Genomic DNA, 18,702 nt, shown 5'->3' with positions numbered 1-18,702 from the left:
ATTTTACTTGCGGGGTTTGATATTATGTGCTGTATAAGCTCAGCAACGTATGTGTATCGTAATTACATCATGCCTGGCATTCCGCCGCCGCCCATTGGAGGCATCGCTGGAGCATCTTCTTTAATATCTACTAAAGCACACTCGGTTGTTAAAATCATACCGGCAACTGAAGCGGCATTTTCTAGTGCAATACGCGTCACTTTCTTAGGGTCGATGATACCTGCTTTTAACATATCTACATACTGTTCAGTTTTTGCGTCGTAACCAAAGTCGTTTTTACCTTCGGCTACCTTGCTTATTACAACACTGCCTTCGCCTCCAGCGTTTTCAACGATGGTACGCAAAGGTTCTTCAATAGCACGAGCTATAATCTGAACACCGGTAATCTCATCCGCATTTTCAGTTTTAACTTTATCTAAAACAGACTTCGAACGCACAAAAGCAACACCACCACCGGCAACAATACCTTCTTCAACCGCTGCCCGTGTTGCGTGTAACGCATCGTCAACACGATCTTTCTTTTCTTTCATTTCCACTTCACTAGCGGCGCCTACATATAATACAGCAACACCACCAGCTAATTTAGCTAAACGCTCTTGTAATTTTTCTTTATCGTAATCAGAAGTAGTAGTCTCGATTTGAGATTTAATCTGGTTTACACGATTTTGGATCATTTCGCTTTCTCCGGCACCATTAACAACAGTGGTATTGTCTTTATCAATAGTTACTGTTTCGGCTGTACCAAGCATGTCGATGGTCGCATTTTCTAAAGTAAATCCTCTTTCTTCAGAAATTACAGTACCACCAGTTAAAATAGCGATGTCTTCTAGCATTGCTTTTCTACGGTCACCAAATCCTGGAGCTTTAACAGCAGCTATTTTTAATGAACCACGAAGTTTGTTCACTACTAATGTTGCTAATGCTTCACCATCAACATCTTCGGCGATAATTAATAGTGGTTTTCCTGATTGCGCCACAGGCTCTAGTACAGGAAGTAAATCTTTCATTGCGGAGATCTTCTTGTCGAATAACAAGATGTAAGGACTCTCTAATTCCGCAGTCATTTTTTCGCTATTGGTTACGAAATATGGAGATAAATAACCTCTATCAAACTGCATACCTTCAACAACATCAACATAAGTGTCAGTACCTTTAGCTTCTTCAACAGTGATCACACCTTCCTTACCAACTTTACCAAAAGCCTCAGCGATCAATTCACCTATAGTATTGTCATTATTAGCAGAAATAGCTGCTACTTGCTGTATTTTTTCACTTGAGCTACCAACTTCTTTAGCTTGTTTCTGTAAATCATCAACAATAGAATCTACAGCTTTATCAATACCTCTTTTAAGGTCCATCGGATTGGCACCTGCGGCCACGTTTTTAAGTCCTTCTTTTACTATTGCTTGTGCAAGCACAGTAGCTGTTGTCGTACCATCACCAGCAAGGTCATTGGTTTTAGAGGCTACTTCTTTTACCATTTGTGCTCCCATATTTTCAAGAGCATCTTCCAACTCTACCTCTTTAGCTACTGAAACACCATCTTTTGTTACCTGCGGTGCACCAAATGATTTGCTGATAATTACATTACGACCTTTTGGTCCTAATGTTACTTTTACTGCGTTTGCTAATGCATCGACTCCTCTTTTAAGGCCATCTCTTGCATCTATATCAAATTTAATGTCTTTTGCCATTATTAAAATTTTTAATTGTCATTCCCACGAAAGTGGGAATCTTGTGAATTTAACTTTATTTATTGTTTGGTGGATTCCCGTTTTCACGGGAATGACAAGGTAAACTAGATAATCGCAAGAATATCGTCCTCACGCATGATCATATAATCAGTACCATCTAACTTGAGTTCAGAACCTGAATATTTACCATATAAAACAGTATCACCGGGCTTCACGGTTAGTGGTTCATCTTTTTTTCCTGGACCCACAGCGACAACTTTTCCTTTTTGTTGCTTTTCTTGAGCCGTATCTGGAATGTAAAGACCAGATGCTGTTTGAGTTTCTGCAGGTAGTGGTTCAACTACCACGCGATCTGCAAGTGGTTTAATGTTTAAAGCCATTTGTTATAATTTTCGATTGTTAATTTTATTTGTTTTCATCTTAGCAAGTCAGAAATTGTGCCAACACGATATGTCAACATAAATACTGACATATTGAAATAAAAAATGCCAGCATTATGACATGCTGGCATTTTTTTAAGCTTTGATGACTACACATTTATTGTTCGTCACCAGATGTATCATTGTCATTAAGTGGATTTTCGGGAGTGTCAGGAATGGAGTTTTCAATATTCTCTCCTTCGATCACTTTGGATTGAACTGGTGCATTATTTTTAGGCAATGTAAAGTTGGCAAGTAAAATAAGTGCCAATAAAATAGCCCCTAATGCCCATGTACTTTTATCTAAAAAATCAGTTGTTTTTTGAACTCCACCTATCTGTGTTGATCCTCCTCCTCCGAAAGAAGAAGAAAGTCCGCCACCTTTAGGGTTTTGCACCATAATTACAACAACCAACAAAAAAGCAACGATCACTATCAACACCAAAAAAATTGTATATGTACTCATGGTATACGACCTTAATTATTTTTCTTTATTTTTTTTATCTCCAAAATTCGGTCTGCAAAGAAACTATTTTTTTCTGGATATTTCAAACTTAAAATTTTATACGCCTGAATGGCTTTTTTATATTTTTTTTGAGCAAGATATACCTTAGCAAGGGTTTCTGTCATTAACTCATTTCTATCTACTAAATTACCTTCCGCTAGATTTTCAATTGGTATATTTTCTTTAACTGGTCTTATTTTCGGGTTCTTTTCTATGAACCTATCGATTAAGGTTAGTTTCTCTTCAAACGTGGGAGTATTTTTTTGTGCTTTTGTTTCTGTTATATTTTCTTCTTCCGTATACCTTTGGCTTGATTCTTTAGTTGTTTTTTCCTCGCTTCGATCGATAGGTTTTATGGTGGAAAGTTGAAGCCATTCATTAAATGAGTGTCGCTCGTTTTTATCAAATTCTAAAGGCGCATCTACTTGTAAAGCAGTTTTATTTGTTGTGATTTTTTTGACTTCCTCATCGACTTTTTCAACAACTTCATGGTTCTGAGAAACCGGAATAGTTTTTTCTTGAAGATGGTTTTCTTCGTTTATAACCGCTTCGGTTCCAGTATCAACCACATCAGCTGCAGTTTTGATAACTTCAGTGACACGGTTTTCCGTTTCCACTGCAAGTTCTTCAAATTCATTAACCTCGATATCTAGTGGATCTTTTTCTTCACTTGCTTGTAGGACAACTGATTTTTTAAACGCTTCGGAAGTAATGAAATCAAATAAGACGGTCCTATCAGTAGTATGTGCTGCCGTTACTTTCAATTGGTCGTTGTAACGAAAGCTATCTTGATTCTTTAATCCCTTTAAAAAAATGGCACGTGCCGCTTGAAAATATGGATATTCTTTAATAATCGATTCAATAGCCTCTGTTTGATCGGTATTAATGGCGTCAGGCTCTTTTAGCAGATATGTAAAATCAGATATATTCATTTACCAACTTGCCAATGATTCTTGAAAAATATCTTGGGTTATGCGCTCAAATATTTCTTCATGTAAGGTTTGTCTAACCGATGCAATACTAGTAGCAGCGGGAAAATCTGAGAAGAAAGAGAAGCGTTTTTCAAAATCGTTTTCTGGTTTTGTTTTATTAAAAAACCGAATGTTTACACTCATAGTAAGGCGGTTTTGTGCCGCCCCTCTGTTTTGATCAGCAATAGCAGAAAGCGGAGCAATACGATATTCAACTATTTCACCTTCATATAACAAATCGGCATTACTATTTTGCTGCGTTAAATTTGTTTGGTCTTGTATTCTATCTTGTAAGGCAGTGGTGAAATCCCGATCTAAACCTGGAGTGAAAATAGGAGCTTCATTGCGGATGAAAGTAACTTGAAATGATTCAGCACTTCCTGGGTCACCTCCTGTGAAATTATAATATTTACAACTTCCTAAAAAGAAAGTTGTTGCCAATAAAAGATAGATAAATTGCTTCTTCATACCGCAGTTTAGCGATTTTTGGTTGATGTCTGAAATTTTTTTATAAAAATTAGCTTTTAAGATTTACAATTCCATTTCAATTGTTGTTTTTTATTCTTGATGTCACCTTGAGCGGAGTCGAGAGGTTTCGACTGCGCTCAACCTGAAATCGACTACAAATCGAATTGCTTAATCTTTCTGTACAGTGTGCGTTCAGAAATGCCTAATTCATCCGCTGCTGCTTTTCTTTTCCCCCTGTTTCTTTCAAGCGCCTTCTTAATTAACTCGAGTTCTTTTTCATGAAGTGATAATGTCTCTTCTTCCTCAATTTCTTCAGCAAAATGGTATTTATCTTGCTGAGGAGGTTCCTGAATTATGACAGTATCACTAGTAGTCGGCTGAGACGTAATCTGCAGTACTTCTAATTCTTCATAATCGGCATTAGGAGCGGCAGGTCGTTTTTCTTCTCCATAAATCTTCTGTATCAAGCCTTCATGTTCTTCTTGTACTTTTTCCGAATTCCCGCTCTTCATCAACTCCATTGTCAACTTTTTAAGATCATTCAGGTCGGCCTTCATGTCGAACAATACCTTATATAAAATTTCCCGTTCAGAGCTAAAATCGCTTTCTTTTTTATCAGTATTGATCACCGCTGGAAGATTCTTTCCTGCATCTGGTAAATAGGTGCGCAAGGTATCATAAGAAATGGTTCTATTTTGTTCTAAAACCGAAATTTGTTCTGCTACATTACGTAATTGACGTATATTACCGCCCCATCGATATTGTAATAATAATTGTACGGCATTTTCATCTAATCTGATGGTAGGCATCTTGTATTTTTGAGCAAAATCGGATGCGAATTTTCTAAACAATAAATGAATGTCTTCCTTTCGATCTCGAAGTGGGGGTAAGTGAATTTCAACGGTGCTTAATCGATAGTAAAGATCTTCTCTAAACTTTCCTTTTTGAATAGCTTCTACCATTTTAATATTGGTAGCTGCGACTATACGAACATCCGTTTTTTGCACTTTTGAGGACCCTACTTTCAGGAACTCACCATTTTCCAGTACCCTCAATAAGCGTACCTGCGTTGTTAAAGGCAATTCACCAACTTCATCTAAAAAAATAGTACCGCCATCGGCAACTTCAAAATACCCGCTACGGGTAGAAGTTGCACCAGTAAACGCTCCTTTTTCATGGCCGAAAAGCTCACTGTCAATAGTGCCTTCAGGTATTGCGCCACAATTTACCGCAATGTATTTGGCGTGTTTTCTATGTGAAAGTGAATGTATTATTTTGGGAATACTTTCTTTACCAACACCACTTTCTCCTGTTACCAATACCGATATGTCGGTGGGAGCAACCTGTATTGCTTTTTCAATGGTACGATTTAGTTTAGCGTCGTTACCAATGATTTCAAAGCGTTGTTTTATGGCTTGAATGTTCTCCATAAGGTTTAATTGTTATCAGAATAGCCTGTTGCTTTACCTAGTAAGGTTGCACTGGTACAATCGTTAATTTTTACCATTACAAAATCACCAACCTTATAGTCCTCTTTTGGGAACACAGTCATCGTATTTTGAGAGGTTCGTCCTGCCCAATGCTTATCGGATCTTTTAGACTCTTTTTCAATGAGCACCTCGACTGTTTTTCCCATAAATTGCCCGGTTCTGAACTTACTGTGTTTTTGCTGTAGACTTATAATCTCATTCAATCGACGTTTCTTGATATCATCTGGAATATCATCCTCCATTTTTCGAGCTGCCAATGTTCCTGGTCTTTCAGAATAGGCAAACATGAAACCAAAGTCATACTTCACATATTCCATTAAACTCAACGTGTCTTGGTGATCTTCTTCAGTTTCGGTAGGAAAGCCGGCTATCATATCCTGAGATATGGCACAGTCTGGTATAATCTCACGAATTTTATCGATAAGCTCAAAATACTCTTCTCGCGTATGTTGGCGATTCATTTCTTTTAAAATACGGGTACTACCACTTTGTACCGGTAAATGAATGTAATTACAAATATTACGATGCTTAGCAATAGCATGTAATACACTTTCATGCATATCTTGCGGATTTGAGGTTGAAAACCGAATACGCATTTTTGGGTTGGCTAACGCCACCATATCTAACAACTTTGCAAAGTCTACAGCTGTGGCTTTCTGCATTTCTGATGCGTTTTTGAAGTCTTTTTTCAATCCGCCACCGTACCACAAATAGCTATCGACATTTTGTCCAAGTAGTGTTACTTCTTTAAAACCTTTTTTCCAAAGTTCGCTTACTTCTTGTAAAATAGATTGTGGGTCGCGACTGCGTTCTCGACCTCTTGTAAACGGAACCACACAAAAAGTGCACATGTTGTCACAACCTCTGGTAATTGAAACAAATGCAGTTACCCCATTACTTTGTAATCTAACTGGAGAGATGTCACCATAAGTTTCTTCTTTGCTTAAAATAACATTTACCGCATTTCGTCCTTCATCAACTTCTGCAATCAAATTGGGTAAGTCCTTGTATGCATCTGGTCCCACCACGAGATCAACAATCTTTTCTTCTTCTAGAAATTTACTTTTGAGGCGTTCAGCCATACAGCCTAAAACACCTACCTTCATATTAGGGTTAATACGCTTTACGCTATTGTAGTGTTCTAATCGTTTTCTAACAGTTTGTTCAGCTTTGTCACGAATAGAGCAGGTGTTTACTAAAACCAGATCAGCCTCTTCAAGCTGTTGCGTGGTATTAAAACCTTCTTTCGCCAAAATAGATGCAACAATCTCACTATCGCTAAAGTTCATTTGGCAGCCATAGCTTTCTATAAAGAGCTTACGGTTGTTGTCATTTTGTTGTTGCGTTACAAGGGCTTCTCCCTGTTTTTGTTCATCAATAATCTTCTCCATACGTATAATACTACTTCAAATACTTTCAAATAGCATGCAAAGATACAACTCCATTTAAAAATATGACAAGTTGACATATATTAGTTTGAGTTGTTAAGCTCAAAGCTTTGTCTTTTGAGAATAAAAACAGGGAAAAGTTCGTGTAATTAATCCAATCTGATCAGTTAACCTAAAAACGTTAAACTTTCAACCTGAAACTCCTCCAACGCAACCCAATTTCTTTTTTTGTATCTAAGGTGTGCAACCCATAACGTAAACAATATGAAACCAGTAAATCTTCTTTTTTTGGTCATTACTGTGCTTTTTTTTAGTAGCTGTAATGATGACGATGATCGATATGCTGATTATGAAGTAGCAACAGCAATTACAATGACCCGGGCCGAGTTTCGGGAGAGTGTTGATGTCATACCGCCTAAGCCCATTGATGAATCTGGAAAAATCTACGCCTATAACAATCTTATCTTTGTTAATGATAAAAGCCAAGGTATACATGTTATAAATAATGCGAATCCAGCAGCACCACAAAAGATATCATTTTTAAAAATACCAGGCAATGTCGATATTTCTATTAAAGACGACGTTTTGTATGCTGATAGTGTAACGGATTTGGTGGTGTTTGATATCTCTAATATTACTGATATTAAACAAACTAACCGATTAGAGAATGTATTTCCGGGTCAAATCGTTTGGCCATTTAGCGCTGATATTGTAGAGGGTTATAACTATGGATCGGATGAAATAGTAATTGGTTGGGATATACGAACTGAGCGTCGATTGATAGAAGAAGTTCCTACTGACCAGTTTATTGATGTGGCTTTAGATAATTTTAATGCCGTTCCTGAAAGTGGGGGCACCGGTGATGGTGGGTCACTAGCTCGTTTTAAGATTGTAGGCGATTATTTATATGCAGTCGATAGCCATAATATTAATGTATTTGGAATTCAAGACCTAAATAATCCTACCGACCTTCCCGATGTATTTGCAGGTTTTGATATTGAAACCATCTTTAATCGTGGTGATCAGTTGTTTCTAGGAAGTATGCGCGGTATGTATATTTATGATATAAAAGATCCGGCGACACCTACATTAATTTCCGAGTTTCAGCATGGTACTGCCTGTGACCCAGTGGTAGTCGATGGAGATTATGCCTTTGTTACTTTAAGGGGTGGAAACATGTGTGGTGCGACAGAAAGTGGACTGTTTATCGTAGATATATCTAATATTGAGAATCCGGTTTTGCAAAAAGAATATCGAATGGATGAGCCTTATGGTTTGGGTATAAAAGATGAAAAACTTTTTATCTGTGATGGAAGCTCTGGCTTAAAAGTATATGACAAAACCAATGTTGATGATTTACAACAACTAAGTCATTTTAAAGATATCAATACATTTGATGTAGTGCCCTTACAAAATCATTTGTTAATGATCGGTGATGGAGTGTTGTATCAATATACCTATGAAGAAGCTGCTATTTCGTTAATAAGTGAGTTTCATTTAAATTAAAATCGCATATGAGATTTTTAGCTGTAGTATTTTTATTACTTGTTATTTCGAGTTGCAACGAAGATGAAGACCTAAATTCTTCCTCTTGTGATGAAGCTATTGTATGTACGCTGGATTTTAGAAGTATTGTTGTAAGCCTCAGAGATACCGATGCCAATCCTATTGCGCTAGATAGTTTTCAGGTATTCATAAAAAACTCGAATGAAGATATTACCATTGAAACCAGCGCTGATGAGATGAATGGGTTTAGAGAACAAGGTGTTTATCCCATTTTTAACGACAGTTTTCGCGCTAGGTATCAGAACAGGGAGGAAACAATTATTTTTAACGGTATGATTGATGGTCAGCAGGTTATAAGTCGAGAATTTATTGTTGGTGCAGACTGTTGCCATGTGGGTTTAATTGAAGGGGAACTTTCAATAATCCTTGATAATTAGATGTTTTTTTATTGATAATATTTAAGCTCTCTTTAACGAGGGCTTTTTCTTTTCATTGGCCGTAAACATATGTCAAATAAATTTTTTGATATACTTTTGCTGCGTCAAATACGTTAAAAAGAGGACTTTTTTAAACGATTCTGACCTATTTACTAAAAACTGCTATGCCAAAAAATCTTGTTATTGTTGAGTCACCTGCGAAGGCAAAAACCATTGAAAAATATCTTGGAAAAGACTATCAGGTCGAATCGAGTTTTGGGCATATTGCCGATCTTCCTTCTAAAGAATTAGGTGTAGATGTTGATGGAAGTTTTAAGCCAAAATATCAAGTGTCCCCCGACAAGAAAGCGGTGGTGAAAAAATTGAAGGATCTTGCTAAAAAAGCGGAAACGGTTTGGCTCGCAAGTGATGAAGATCGGGAAGGAGAAGCGATCGCATGGCACCTCGCGGAAACTTTAAAGTTAGACGATGAGAAAACCAAGCGTATTGTATTTCGTGAAATTACAAAAAGTGCTATACTCCGGGCAATAGAAAATCCTAGAAAAATTGACTATAATTTAGTGAATGCACAACAAGCCCGACGTGTACTTGATCGTTTGGTGGGTTATGAGTTATCTCCGGTGCTATGGCGAAAAGTAAAAGGTGGGCTTTCAGCAGGACGCGTACAATCAGTTTCCGTACGATTAATCGTCGAACGTGAACGAGAAATTCAAGATTTTAAACCAGTGGCATCGTATCGTATTGATGCAGAGTTTACGAATGATGAAGGTAAGCTCATAAAAGCAAAATTGCCAAAGAATTTCAATACAAAAGAAGAAGCACAGGCATTTCTTCAAAAAAATATAGGAGCTAATTTTAAAGTAGCTGATTTGGTTAAAAAACCAGCTAAGAAAACTCCAGCTCCACCGTTTACCACGTCGACATTACAACAAGAGGCATCTAGAAAGTTGTATTTTTCAGTAAGTCGCACTATGCAAAATGCGCAGCGCCTCTATGAAGCTGGTCTTATTACGTATATGAGAACAGATAGTACTAACCTTTCTAACGATGCCAAATCAGGTGCAGAAAAAGAAATTGTATCAGCATTTGGTGAATCATATAGTAAGCCTCGCGACTACAAAAGCAAGGCTAAAGGAAGTCAAGAGGCACACGAAGCGATTAGGCCGACCGATTTTACAAGACATACGGTGAATATGGAACGGGATCAAGCCAGATTATATGAATTGATCTGGAAACGTGCAATTGCTTCGCAAATGAGTGATGCACAGTTGGAAAGAACAAATGTTAAAATAGAAGCAAATTCACATAGTGAACAGTTTAGCGCAAACGGTGAAGTATTGACTTTTGATGGGTTCTTGAAGGTGTATCTTGAAGGTACAGATAATGAAGAAGAAGAGCAAGAAGGAATGCTTCCCCCGTTAAAAGTAAATGAAGCATTAGCCAATAATGTTATTACCGCTACTGAGCGATACAGCAGACCTCCGTATCGCTATACAGAGGCTTCTTTAGTCAAAAAATTGGAAGAGTTAGGTATTGGCCGACCTTCAACCTATGCACCGACAATTACTACTATTGTAAATCGCAATTATGTAGAAAAGGGAACGATTGATGGTAAAGAACGTGATTATGTACAGTTGGTATTAGAAGGCCAAGCTGTAAAGGAAAATAAATTAAAAGAAACCGTTGGTTCGGACAAGGGAAAACTGGTGCCTACCGATATCGGGATGATCGTAAATGATTTCTTGGTTAATAATTTTAAGAATATTCTTGATTACAATTTTACAGCCAAGGTTGAAGAAGATTTTGATAGCATTGCTGAGGGTGAAGAGGAGTGGACCAAAATGATGAAAGATTTTTACAAAGACTTTCATCCGCAGGTTAAAGATGTCCAGGAAAATGCTGAACGCGAATCTGGTGAACGTATTCTAGGAACTGATCCTAAAACGGGAAAAACCGTTTTGGTACGTTTAGGCAAGTTCGGTCCTATTGCACAAATTGGCGGGCCTGACGATGAAGAAAAGCAATTTGCGAGCTTGACCCCCGAGCAGCAACTAACCAATATTACCTTAGAGGAAGCATTAGATCTTTTTAAACTTCCTAGGAAATTAGGAGAATATGATGGTGAACAACTAGAGGTTGCTATTGGGCGATTTGGTCCTTACGTTAAGTTCGGTAAGCAATTTGTTTCGCTTGCTAAAGATGATGACCCGTTTGAAATTTCTCTGGATAGAGCGATCGAACTTGTGGAAGCTAAGAAAAAGGCAGATGCGCCTATTTATAATTATGAAGGACTTGATGTTCAAAAAGGAACAGGTCGTTTTGGTCCTTTTATAAAGTGGAACGGTATGTTCATTAATGTGAACAAAAAATACGATTTCGACAATCTTTCAAATGATGATATTGTTCAGCTAATTGAGGATAAGAAGCGCAAGGAGATTGAGAAGGTAATTCATAATTGGGAAGAAGAAGGTATTCGTGTAGAAAAGGCAAGATGGGGAAGAAGTAACATTATAAAAGGGAAAACCAAAATCGAGTTGCCAAAAACCGTGGATGCTGCTAAACTTTCCTTAGATGAAGTAAAAGATATCATCGAAAAGAATGCTCCGAAAAAGAAGCCGGCGAAAAAAGCAACTAAAAAGAAAACAGCGGCTAGTAAAAAATAGCAAGCTGCATTTCAATACATCCAACCAATCAATATGGACTTCGAGTTCTTACTACCTGTAGAAGATGCTATTTTGGCTCACAATCAATTGTTGCCAAAACAAGCTTTAGGGCATACGATCAAGATACATTCGCAACAGCATGGGCTGCCTGATCTCAAAGGTGCTAAGATTGCAATTGTCGGAATTAGCGAAACACGGAATGCCGTAATACAGCACATTAATCCGTTGCCAGTTTCTAAAGTAAGACAACAACTATACAAACTATTTCCTGGTAATTGGGGACACACAATTATCGATTTAGGTAACATTAATCAAGGTGCTACCGTACAAGACACCTATTTTGCAGTACAAAGTTTGTGTGAGTTTCTTATTCAAGAAAACATCATTCCCTTACTAATAGGAGGAAGTCAAGATGTTACCTATCCTGCCTATCGATCTTTCGATGAGGTAGGTTCTATGGTGAATTTGGTTTCAGTTGATAGTCGCTTCGATTTTGGGAATGCAGATGAGCTTATTTCTTCCCATTCATATATGAGTAAGATTATTGTTGAAAAGCCAAATAATCTTTTCAACTTTAGCAACCTTGGTTATCAAACTTATTACAATGCTCAAGAAGAAATAGATTTAATGGATAAACTCTTTTTTGATGCATTCCGCCTTGGCGAGGTAATTAAAGATATTACTGCAGTAGAACCTATTTTAAGAGACGCTAATATGGTGAGTATTGATATGGGGGCCGTACAAAGTCCTGGTCATGATTCCGGTGGAGATGTACCTAATGGTTTTGATAGTAGGGAGATTTGTGCCATTACAAGATATGCTGGTATCAGTGAAAAGGTTCAGTTATTTGGAATTTTCGAGTGTCATGGGAAAAACTATTCCGCAGCATTAATTGCTCAGATGGTCTGGTATTTTATTGAAGGAGTTAACTATCGTATTGATGAAGTAGCCATTGATGAAAAGGGGGCTTATCAAAAATATATTGTACCCGTTGATGATGAAGAACTTCATTTTTATAAAAGTAATAAGAGTGGTCGTTGGTGGATAGAAATTCCTTTTATGATCAATCTTAATAATAAATTAAAAAGACATACGTTATTACCATGCACCTACTCTGATTATTTAGATGCGTGCAACCAGAAACGCCCTGAACGTTGGTGGAAAGCTTTTAAAAAAAGCATTGCATAGTAGGGTTTTAGCAGAGATAGTAGTTTAACACTATGTGTAGCTTAAGCTAAAATTTGAGCAAGTCACCGATAATGGGTAATAAAAAAGTGAAATAATTGTTTTTTAATCAATAAATGGATAGGTTTACAGCCTCAATCTTATTAAAATTTAAACTTTAACCTATAGTTTCTATGAAGAAATTAACTGCGCTAATTGCCGTTTGTTCCCTAATCTTAGGTAGTTGTGGTTCAAAAAACCGCGGTGAACTCGTAGGAGTCACTGGTAAAAAATGGCATCCAGAAAAACCATACGGAATGGTCCTTGTCCCAGGTGGTTCTTATATCATGGGTAAGCAAGATGATGATCGGGCGAAAATGAATAATGCGCCAACTCGTACTGTTACTGTTCGAGCATTTTATATGGACGAGACCGAAATCACCAATAGTGAGTATCGTCAGTTCGTAAATTGGGTTAGAGATTCGATCGTTCGTACAAAGCTTGCTATCCTTGCTGACGAGCTTGGGGAAACACCTGAGAATGAAGGTATCGGAGAATTTGCATTTAAAAGTGCTGATACGACTGATATTTCTGTTTACGAAAAATATATGCTGGATAACTATGCTGGTTTAGGAGAAACCGGTTATGAAGGGTATCAGCTAAATAGAGATGTAGAACTTATTTGGGAGCCTCAAGAGTACCCTGACGAATATTATGCTGAGGTGATGGATACGATGTATCTATCTCCAGAAGAGACGTATAACGGACTTCGAACAATTGATGTAACCAAACTTAAATTTAAATACACTTGGATGGATATCGAAGCAGCAGCCCGTGATAAAAAGGGTAGTCGCAAAGATTTCTTGAAAAATGAGATTACAGAGATCTATCCTGACACGACTGTATGGATTAAAGATTTCGCATATTCTTATAATGAGCCAATGCACAATGATTATTTCTGGCATGACGCTTACAGTGAATACCCTGTGGTAGGTGTAAACTGGTATCAAGCCAAAGCCTTTTGCGCATGGAGACAAATGGAGAAAAACTCGTACCAAAAAGATAGACGCAAACAACAAGTTGGTGTTTGGCGCTTACCTAGTGAGGCAGAGTGGGAATATGCAGCTCGTGGTGGTATTGAAGGAGCAACCTATCCTTGGGGCGGTCCTTATATATTAAATGATAGAGGTTGCTTTATGGCAAACTTTAAACCAATGCGTGGTGATTATGCGGCAGATCAGGCTCTTTACACGGTAGAGGCTAAGTCTTATGATCCTAATGATTACGGATTGTATAATATGGCTGGTAATGTGTCTGAATGGACAGATACTGCATACAGCCTAGGTTCTTACGAGTTCGGTTCTACAATGAATCCAAATGTTGTGGACAATAGCAACCAACGTAAAACTGTACGTGGCGGTTCTTGGAAAGATGTGGCTTACTTCCTACAAGTAAGTACGCGCGACTATGAATATGCTGACTCTGCGAGAAGTTATATCGGCTTCCGTACGGTTCAGGATTATATGGGAACCAACATTACTCAAAACTAAAACAAACCCTAAATATTTAACTTAAACTTAAACTAAAACTTTTAATTATGGCACAATCTAAAGCAACCAAAAAAGTGTTTAACATGGCTTATGGCCTGGGAGCATCAATTGTAATCCTTGGAGCACTTTTCAAAATCCTTCACTGGGAAATAGATCTTGGTTTTATTAAATTAAGCGGTGGATTCCTTCTAGCACTTGGTCTTATTACCGAGGCACTTATTTTTGCTATCTCGGCATTTGAACCTGTTGAAGACGATCTTGACTGGTCATTAGTATATCCTGAATTAGCTGGTGGTCAAGCAACCGGTAAAAAGAAATCGCAAGCTGCTGAGGCTGCTGAAGCCGAAGGCATGCTATCTAAAAAATTAGACGACATGCTTAAAGAAGCCAAGGTTGATGCTAACTTAATGAGCAGCCTTGGAGAGAGTATTAAAAACTTCGAAGGTGCGGCTAAAGGTATTTCACCTACTGTGGACGCAATTCAATCTACTAAAAAGTATGGCGAAGAACTTTCATTAGCCGCAGCACAAATGGAATCTTTAAACAGTTTGTATAAAGTACAGTTAGAAAGCGCTGAAAAGCAAGCTAGTGTGAACGAAGAAGTAGCTGCAAATGCTGGTAAGTTGAAAGATCAGATGGAGTCGCTAGCATCTAACCTATCATCATTAAATGGTGTGTACGGAGGAATGCTTTCTGCAATGAACAAAAACTAATTTATTTTTTAACCAACTTAAATTAGTAAAACATGGCAGGAGGAAAGCAAACCCCTAGACAGAAAATGATCAACCTGATGTATTTGGTGTTCATCGCGATGTTGGCACTGAATATGTCTAAAGAAGTACTGTCGGCTTTTGGTCGTATGAATACTTCTATGGAAGAGAACAATGCAGCCACTGCAGCACGCAGCCAGGCATTATTGGCAGATTTAACTACAAAAGCAGGAGAGGCCCCTGAAAAATTTAAAGAGCCAAAAGAAAAAGCTGAAACAGTAAGCAACGCTACAAAAAAGTTTAGCGATTTCATGACCAAGTTCAGGTCAGATATGCAAGGTAGTGTGGTAGATGCTACAGATTACCAAACAATGGATAATGCTGATTATGTAGATAATCAATTATTTGCAGGTGAAGGTCTTGCCGATCGTGGTAAGGAATTTGTAAAGCAGATGGATGACTACAGAAACAGCGTATTGTCAGTTTTAGGTGATTCTGAAAGCATGAAAAAAATTGCTGATGATGTTAAAAAACGTTTTAGCACTGCTGACGTAAAGAATCGTGATGGTAAAACTGTGAGTTATATGGATTATAACTTTAAAGGTTTCCCATTAGTTGCTTCTATTACTAATGTTACCAAACTAGATTCTGACGCTAAAAATACGGAAGCTGAAATTATTTCTGCTTTATTATCTGGTGAATTGAACGAGCAGGTAAGTATGAAAAACTACAGCACCTTACTTCAAACTCCAAAATCAGCATATTATCAAGGAGAAACTTTTAATGGTGAGATTGTATTGGGTCGTACTGATGCTTCAACAAAACCTAGTAAGGTTGAATTAACCTTAGACGGTCGTAAGCTTACAGAAAACGATTATGAACTAGATGGTGGTAAGGTAAAATTAAAAGTAGGTGCAGGACGCCCTGGTGATCATAAGATCGAAGGTAAACTAATCTTTACTCAGGATGGTGAAGATCTAGAAGTTCCTGTTAGTAACACATTTGCTACTATCTCTAAGCCAAATGCGGCTGTAATCTCAGCTGATAAAATGAATGTAGTATATCGTGGGGTAACAAACCCGATGACAATCTCTATTCCTGGGATTCCTAACAATCGTGTTCGAGCTACAGCACCTGGTTTAAAACCTGTTAGCGGTAGCAAGTATGCAATGAATCCAGGTAAAGGTCGTGAAGTAACAATTACAGCACGTGGGACTTTACCTGATGGTGCGCCTATTAGTACATCATCTAAGTTTAGAATTAAAGATATTCCAAGACCAACAGGTACACTTCGTGGCGAAGATGGTTCTATTAAAATGTCTAGAAAAAATTTAGAGATTTCTACTGTTGGAGCAAAGTTATTTGATTTTGACTTTGATTTGAACTTACGAGTTTCTCAATTTGACTTTAAAGTATCAGGACAACCTACAGTAACTGTAAGAGGTTCTAGATTAAATGCAAAAGCAAAAAATGCGCTGAAAAGAGCGAAAAGAGGTTCTGCTGTGCAAATAATGAACATTAAGGCTAGTATTGCTGGAAACAGCACCTACCGTCTTAAGAAAATTAGCCCTGTAGTAGTAGAGCTTACTAATTAAAAATTAAACGAAAGAACTTAATCATGAAAAGGATATTTGTAGCGATAATGGTCACTGCCGGATTTAGTTATACTGCAGTAGCACAATCTAATTTGCTCAATGCTAAGACTCCAGAAATGGTAGGAGTGAAGACAGAGCAGCAAATAGAGGCCGATAATGACCAGCCATTAGAGTATGGTTATGTCGATGATCGTGATATTTTGTGGTCAAAAACAGTTTGGGAAGTAATCGATCTCGATGAACGAATCAATTTTCCACTCTATTATCCTATCGATACTGTTAATATTGGATCAGATCGTAGATCATTGTACCAAATTTTCATGAGAGAGCTCAATTCAGGTCGCCTAGAGGTATATGCAGATTCATATTTTACCGAAAAGCGTACAACTGCTGATATTGAAAGCGCATTGGTAAAGAAGGATACGCTAGATGCTGGTTTTGACCAGTTGAACGCAGGTGAAACACTTTCTGCGGAGTATGTAGACATTCGTGAATTAAGTGGTGCTGATATTGAAGCATTTCATGTAAAAGGTGTTTGGTATTTTGACAAGCGCCAAGGTGAAATGAAATACCGTTTATTGGGTATTGCACCAGTAGCTCCAGATGTACAAACTATCGACGATGATGAGCCGGATATGATCGAATTATTCTGGGTATGGTTCCCAAGTATTCGCCCTGCCCTTCACGAGGCCAAAGTGTTTAATAAAAACAACACAGCGATGCCACTTTCATATGACCACTTATTAAATTCTCGCCGTTTTAATGCAACTATTTATAAGGAAGATAATGAGTATGGTGACCGCCGTGTTAATGAATATGTTAGAGAGAACGCTCTCATGCAATTGTTAGAATCTGAACGTATTAAAGAACGCATTCGTGATTTTGAACAAGATATGTGGAGTTATTAAGACCATAATAGAAAGTAAAAAGCCCTGACTGAACAAGTCAGGGCTTTTTTTATTGAAACAATGTCATTTGGCACTTAGTTATTTCAAATAGCCATGTTCTTTTAGTAAATCGAATCCGGTTTTCATAAGGGGTCTAAACGATTGTACAGGTCGATTAAATAAACCAATAAAAACAATATCCTGATCGGGAATACTAATGTGAAATGCCCTAAAACCTCCCTGGGACCCCGTATGATGTACTATATAGACATTAGGGTAATCTTCACTTCTAAGTAGCATACGTTCACCCATCATCCATCCGTAACCCACAAAAGGAAGGATGTCACTTTTCCAATTAGATGGTCGATATGCCGTTCTTGAGTTTTTAATGCTCTTTTTATTCAAGAAAATCTCATTTTTGTGCGCTTTTTCGTATTTGGCAAGATCGTTTACCGTGCTCCAGACACCCCCATTTCCGGCAGCTGCGAAAGTAGGTACTTCTCCGTAGTCAGATTCTTCATACACATTCCTATTTTTTACATATGCATGTGCAACGCCGTTAGCAGGATGTGGTCCGTTGGTTATTGTACTGTGCTCCATACCCGATGGCGCAAAAATGTTTTTAATAATGAATTCCTGCCAAGGTTGACCTGATACTTTTTCAATAATTAATGCGAGACCGTTGTAACAAGGGTTTGAATATTGAAATTTTTCTCCTGGTTCAAAATTTAAGGTTTGTACGGCCTTTATCGGCTCGAAGTTGGCAGTATCTTTTGCAGTAAGATAAAAATCAGGTTGCGCTCTTACGGGTCTTAAGTCGGGGATCCCTGATGTGTGAGACAACAGATTTTTTATGGTTACTTGCTGTGCAATTTCTTGGTTTTTAAAATCAGGGAAATGATCAAATAGGGTATCATCAAGCGATAGAAGATTTCGTTCAGATAAAATTAATATGCCATTGGCAACAAAAGTTTTCGAAATGGATCCTGTATTATATATAGTGTTTTCAGTATTTTTTTCTCGAGTTTTCATATTTGCTAAACCATAGCTTTTCAAAAATATGGTATCATCGCCCTTTTTTATCAGGACGGTCCCTCCCGGTTCATTACTACTGAATTCCTTTTGTAAAAAAGCATCAAATTCGTTTGATAATTTGTTGTGAGATTGTGCATTGGTGGTTAATGTACCAATAATGAATAGCAGTATAAAAAATCTTTTCATTGTTTACTGAAATAGTTTCAACCTAAAGATACCA

General features: G+C 37.6%; 16 protein-coding genes. 8 read left to right on the top strand and 8 right to left on the bottom strand.

Annotation, left to right across the window (positions count from 1 at the left end; all coding sequences use genetic code 11):
* Nucleotides 1-62: 62 nt before the first annotated feature.
* The 7 genes from groL to miaB form a co-directional block, all read right to left on the bottom strand.
* Nucleotides 63-1,694, bottom strand: coding sequence for a chaperonin GroEL (gene groL, locus ABN763_RS14765; RefSeq protein ID WP_410486261.1), 1,632 nt, complete (start codon nt 1,692-1,694; stop codon nt 63-65).
* A gap of 104 nt (nt 1,695-1,798) precedes the next feature.
* On the bottom strand, nt 1,799-2,074 hold the full coding sequence (gene groES / locus ABN763_RS14760) for a co-chaperone GroES (RefSeq protein WP_410486260.1): 276 nt from the start codon (nt 2,072-2,074) through the stop codon (nt 1,799-1,801).
* Nucleotides 2,075-2,231: 157 nt separating this feature from the next.
* Nucleotides 2,232-2,579 carry a preprotein translocase subunit SecG gene (gene secG / locus ABN763_RS14755; RefSeq protein WP_410486259.1) on the bottom strand — a complete coding sequence of 116 codons (348 nt, stop codon included), beginning with the start codon at nt 2,577-2,579 and terminating at the stop codon, nt 2,232-2,234.
* Nucleotides 2,580-2,590: 11 nt separating this feature from the next.
* Nucleotides 2,591-3,550 (bottom strand): hypothetical protein, encoded by a 960-nt coding sequence (locus tag ABN763_RS14750; RefSeq protein ID WP_410486258.1) that lies wholly within the window; start codon nt 3,548-3,550, stop codon nt 2,591-2,593.
* Nucleotides 3,551-4,057, bottom strand: a complete 507-nt coding sequence (locus ABN763_RS14745; protein ID WP_410486257.1) for an LptE family protein — start codon at nt 4,055-4,057, stop codon at nt 3,551-3,553.
* A 152-nt stretch (nt 4,058-4,209) separates the two neighbouring features.
* Nucleotides 4,210-5,487: a sigma-54 interaction domain-containing protein gene (locus tag ABN763_RS14740; RefSeq protein WP_410486256.1), complete on the bottom strand. Its 1,278-nt coding sequence runs from the start codon at nt 5,485-5,487 to the stop codon at nt 4,210-4,212.
* 5 nt (nt 5,488-5,492) lie between these two features.
* Nucleotides 5,493-6,938 (bottom strand): tRNA (N6-isopentenyl adenosine(37)-C2)-methylthiotransferase MiaB, encoded by a 1,446-nt coding sequence (gene miaB / locus ABN763_RS14735; RefSeq protein ID WP_410486255.1) that lies wholly within the window; start codon nt 6,936-6,938, stop codon nt 5,493-5,495.
* 261 nt (nt 6,939-7,199) lie between these two features.
* Between miaB and ABN763_RS14730 the strand changes: the two genes are divergently transcribed.
* From ABN763_RS14730 to gldN, 8 genes are all read left to right on the top strand, one after another.
* The gene (locus ABN763_RS14730; RefSeq protein ID WP_410486254.1) at nt 7,200-8,441 is read left to right on the top strand and encodes an LVIVD repeat-containing protein; all 1,242 of its coding nucleotides are present in this window, start codon (nt 7,200-7,202) and stop codon (nt 8,439-8,441) included.
* A gap of 8 nt (nt 8,442-8,449) precedes the next feature.
* Nucleotides 8,450-8,878 carry a hypothetical protein gene (locus ABN763_RS14725; protein ID WP_410486253.1) on the top strand — a complete coding sequence of 143 codons (429 nt, stop codon included), beginning with the start codon at nt 8,450-8,452 and terminating at the stop codon, nt 8,876-8,878.
* Nucleotides 8,879-9,042: 164 nt separating this feature from the next.
* Nucleotides 9,043-11,541, top strand: a complete 2,499-nt coding sequence (topA, locus tag ABN763_RS14720) for a type I DNA topoisomerase (RefSeq protein WP_410486252.1) — start codon at nt 9,043-9,045, stop codon at nt 11,539-11,541.
* Between the two features lie 33 nt (nt 11,542-11,574).
* Nucleotides 11,575-12,729: a formimidoylglutamase gene (locus tag ABN763_RS14715; protein WP_410486251.1), complete on the top strand. Its 1,155-nt coding sequence runs from the start codon at nt 11,575-11,577 to the stop codon at nt 12,727-12,729.
* A 170-nt stretch (nt 12,730-12,899) separates the two neighbouring features.
* The gene (gene gldK, locus ABN763_RS14710) at nt 12,900-14,255 is read left to right on the top strand and encodes a gliding motility lipoprotein GldK (RefSeq protein ID WP_410486250.1); all 1,356 of its coding nucleotides are present in this window, start codon (nt 12,900-12,902) and stop codon (nt 14,253-14,255) included.
* Nucleotides 14,256-14,302: 47 nt separating this feature from the next.
* Nucleotides 14,303-14,968: a gliding motility protein GldL gene (gene gldL, locus ABN763_RS14705; RefSeq protein ID WP_410486249.1), complete on the top strand. Its 666-nt coding sequence runs from the start codon at nt 14,303-14,305 to the stop codon at nt 14,966-14,968.
* Nucleotides 14,969-15,000: 32 nt separating this feature from the next.
* Nucleotides 15,001-16,560, top strand: coding sequence for a gliding motility protein GldM (gene gldM / locus ABN763_RS14700; protein WP_410486248.1), 1,560 nt, complete (start codon nt 15,001-15,003; stop codon nt 16,558-16,560).
* A 23-nt stretch (nt 16,561-16,583) separates the two neighbouring features.
* Nucleotides 16,584-17,468: a gliding motility protein GldN gene (gldN, locus tag ABN763_RS14695; RefSeq protein ID WP_410486247.1), complete on the top strand. Its 885-nt coding sequence runs from the start codon at nt 16,584-16,586 to the stop codon at nt 17,466-17,468.
* Between the two features lie 78 nt (nt 17,469-17,546).
* On the opposite strand, the gene ABN763_RS14690 is transcribed toward gldN, so the two are convergent.
* Nucleotides 17,547-18,668 carry a serine hydrolase domain-containing protein gene (locus ABN763_RS14690; RefSeq protein ID WP_410486246.1) on the bottom strand — a complete coding sequence of 374 codons (1,122 nt, stop codon included), beginning with the start codon at nt 18,666-18,668 and terminating at the stop codon, nt 17,547-17,549.
* Between the last annotated feature and the right edge of the window lie 34 nt (nt 18,669-18,702).

The sequence above is a fragment of the Spongiivirga sp. MCCC 1A20706 genome, from assembly GCF_046524175.1.
Taxonomy (GTDB): domain Bacteria; phylum Bacteroidota; class Bacteroidia; order Flavobacteriales; family Flavobacteriaceae; genus Spongiivirga.
Note: the sequence above shows the minus strand (reverse complement) of the source record. Positions and strands in the feature narration are given on the sequence as shown.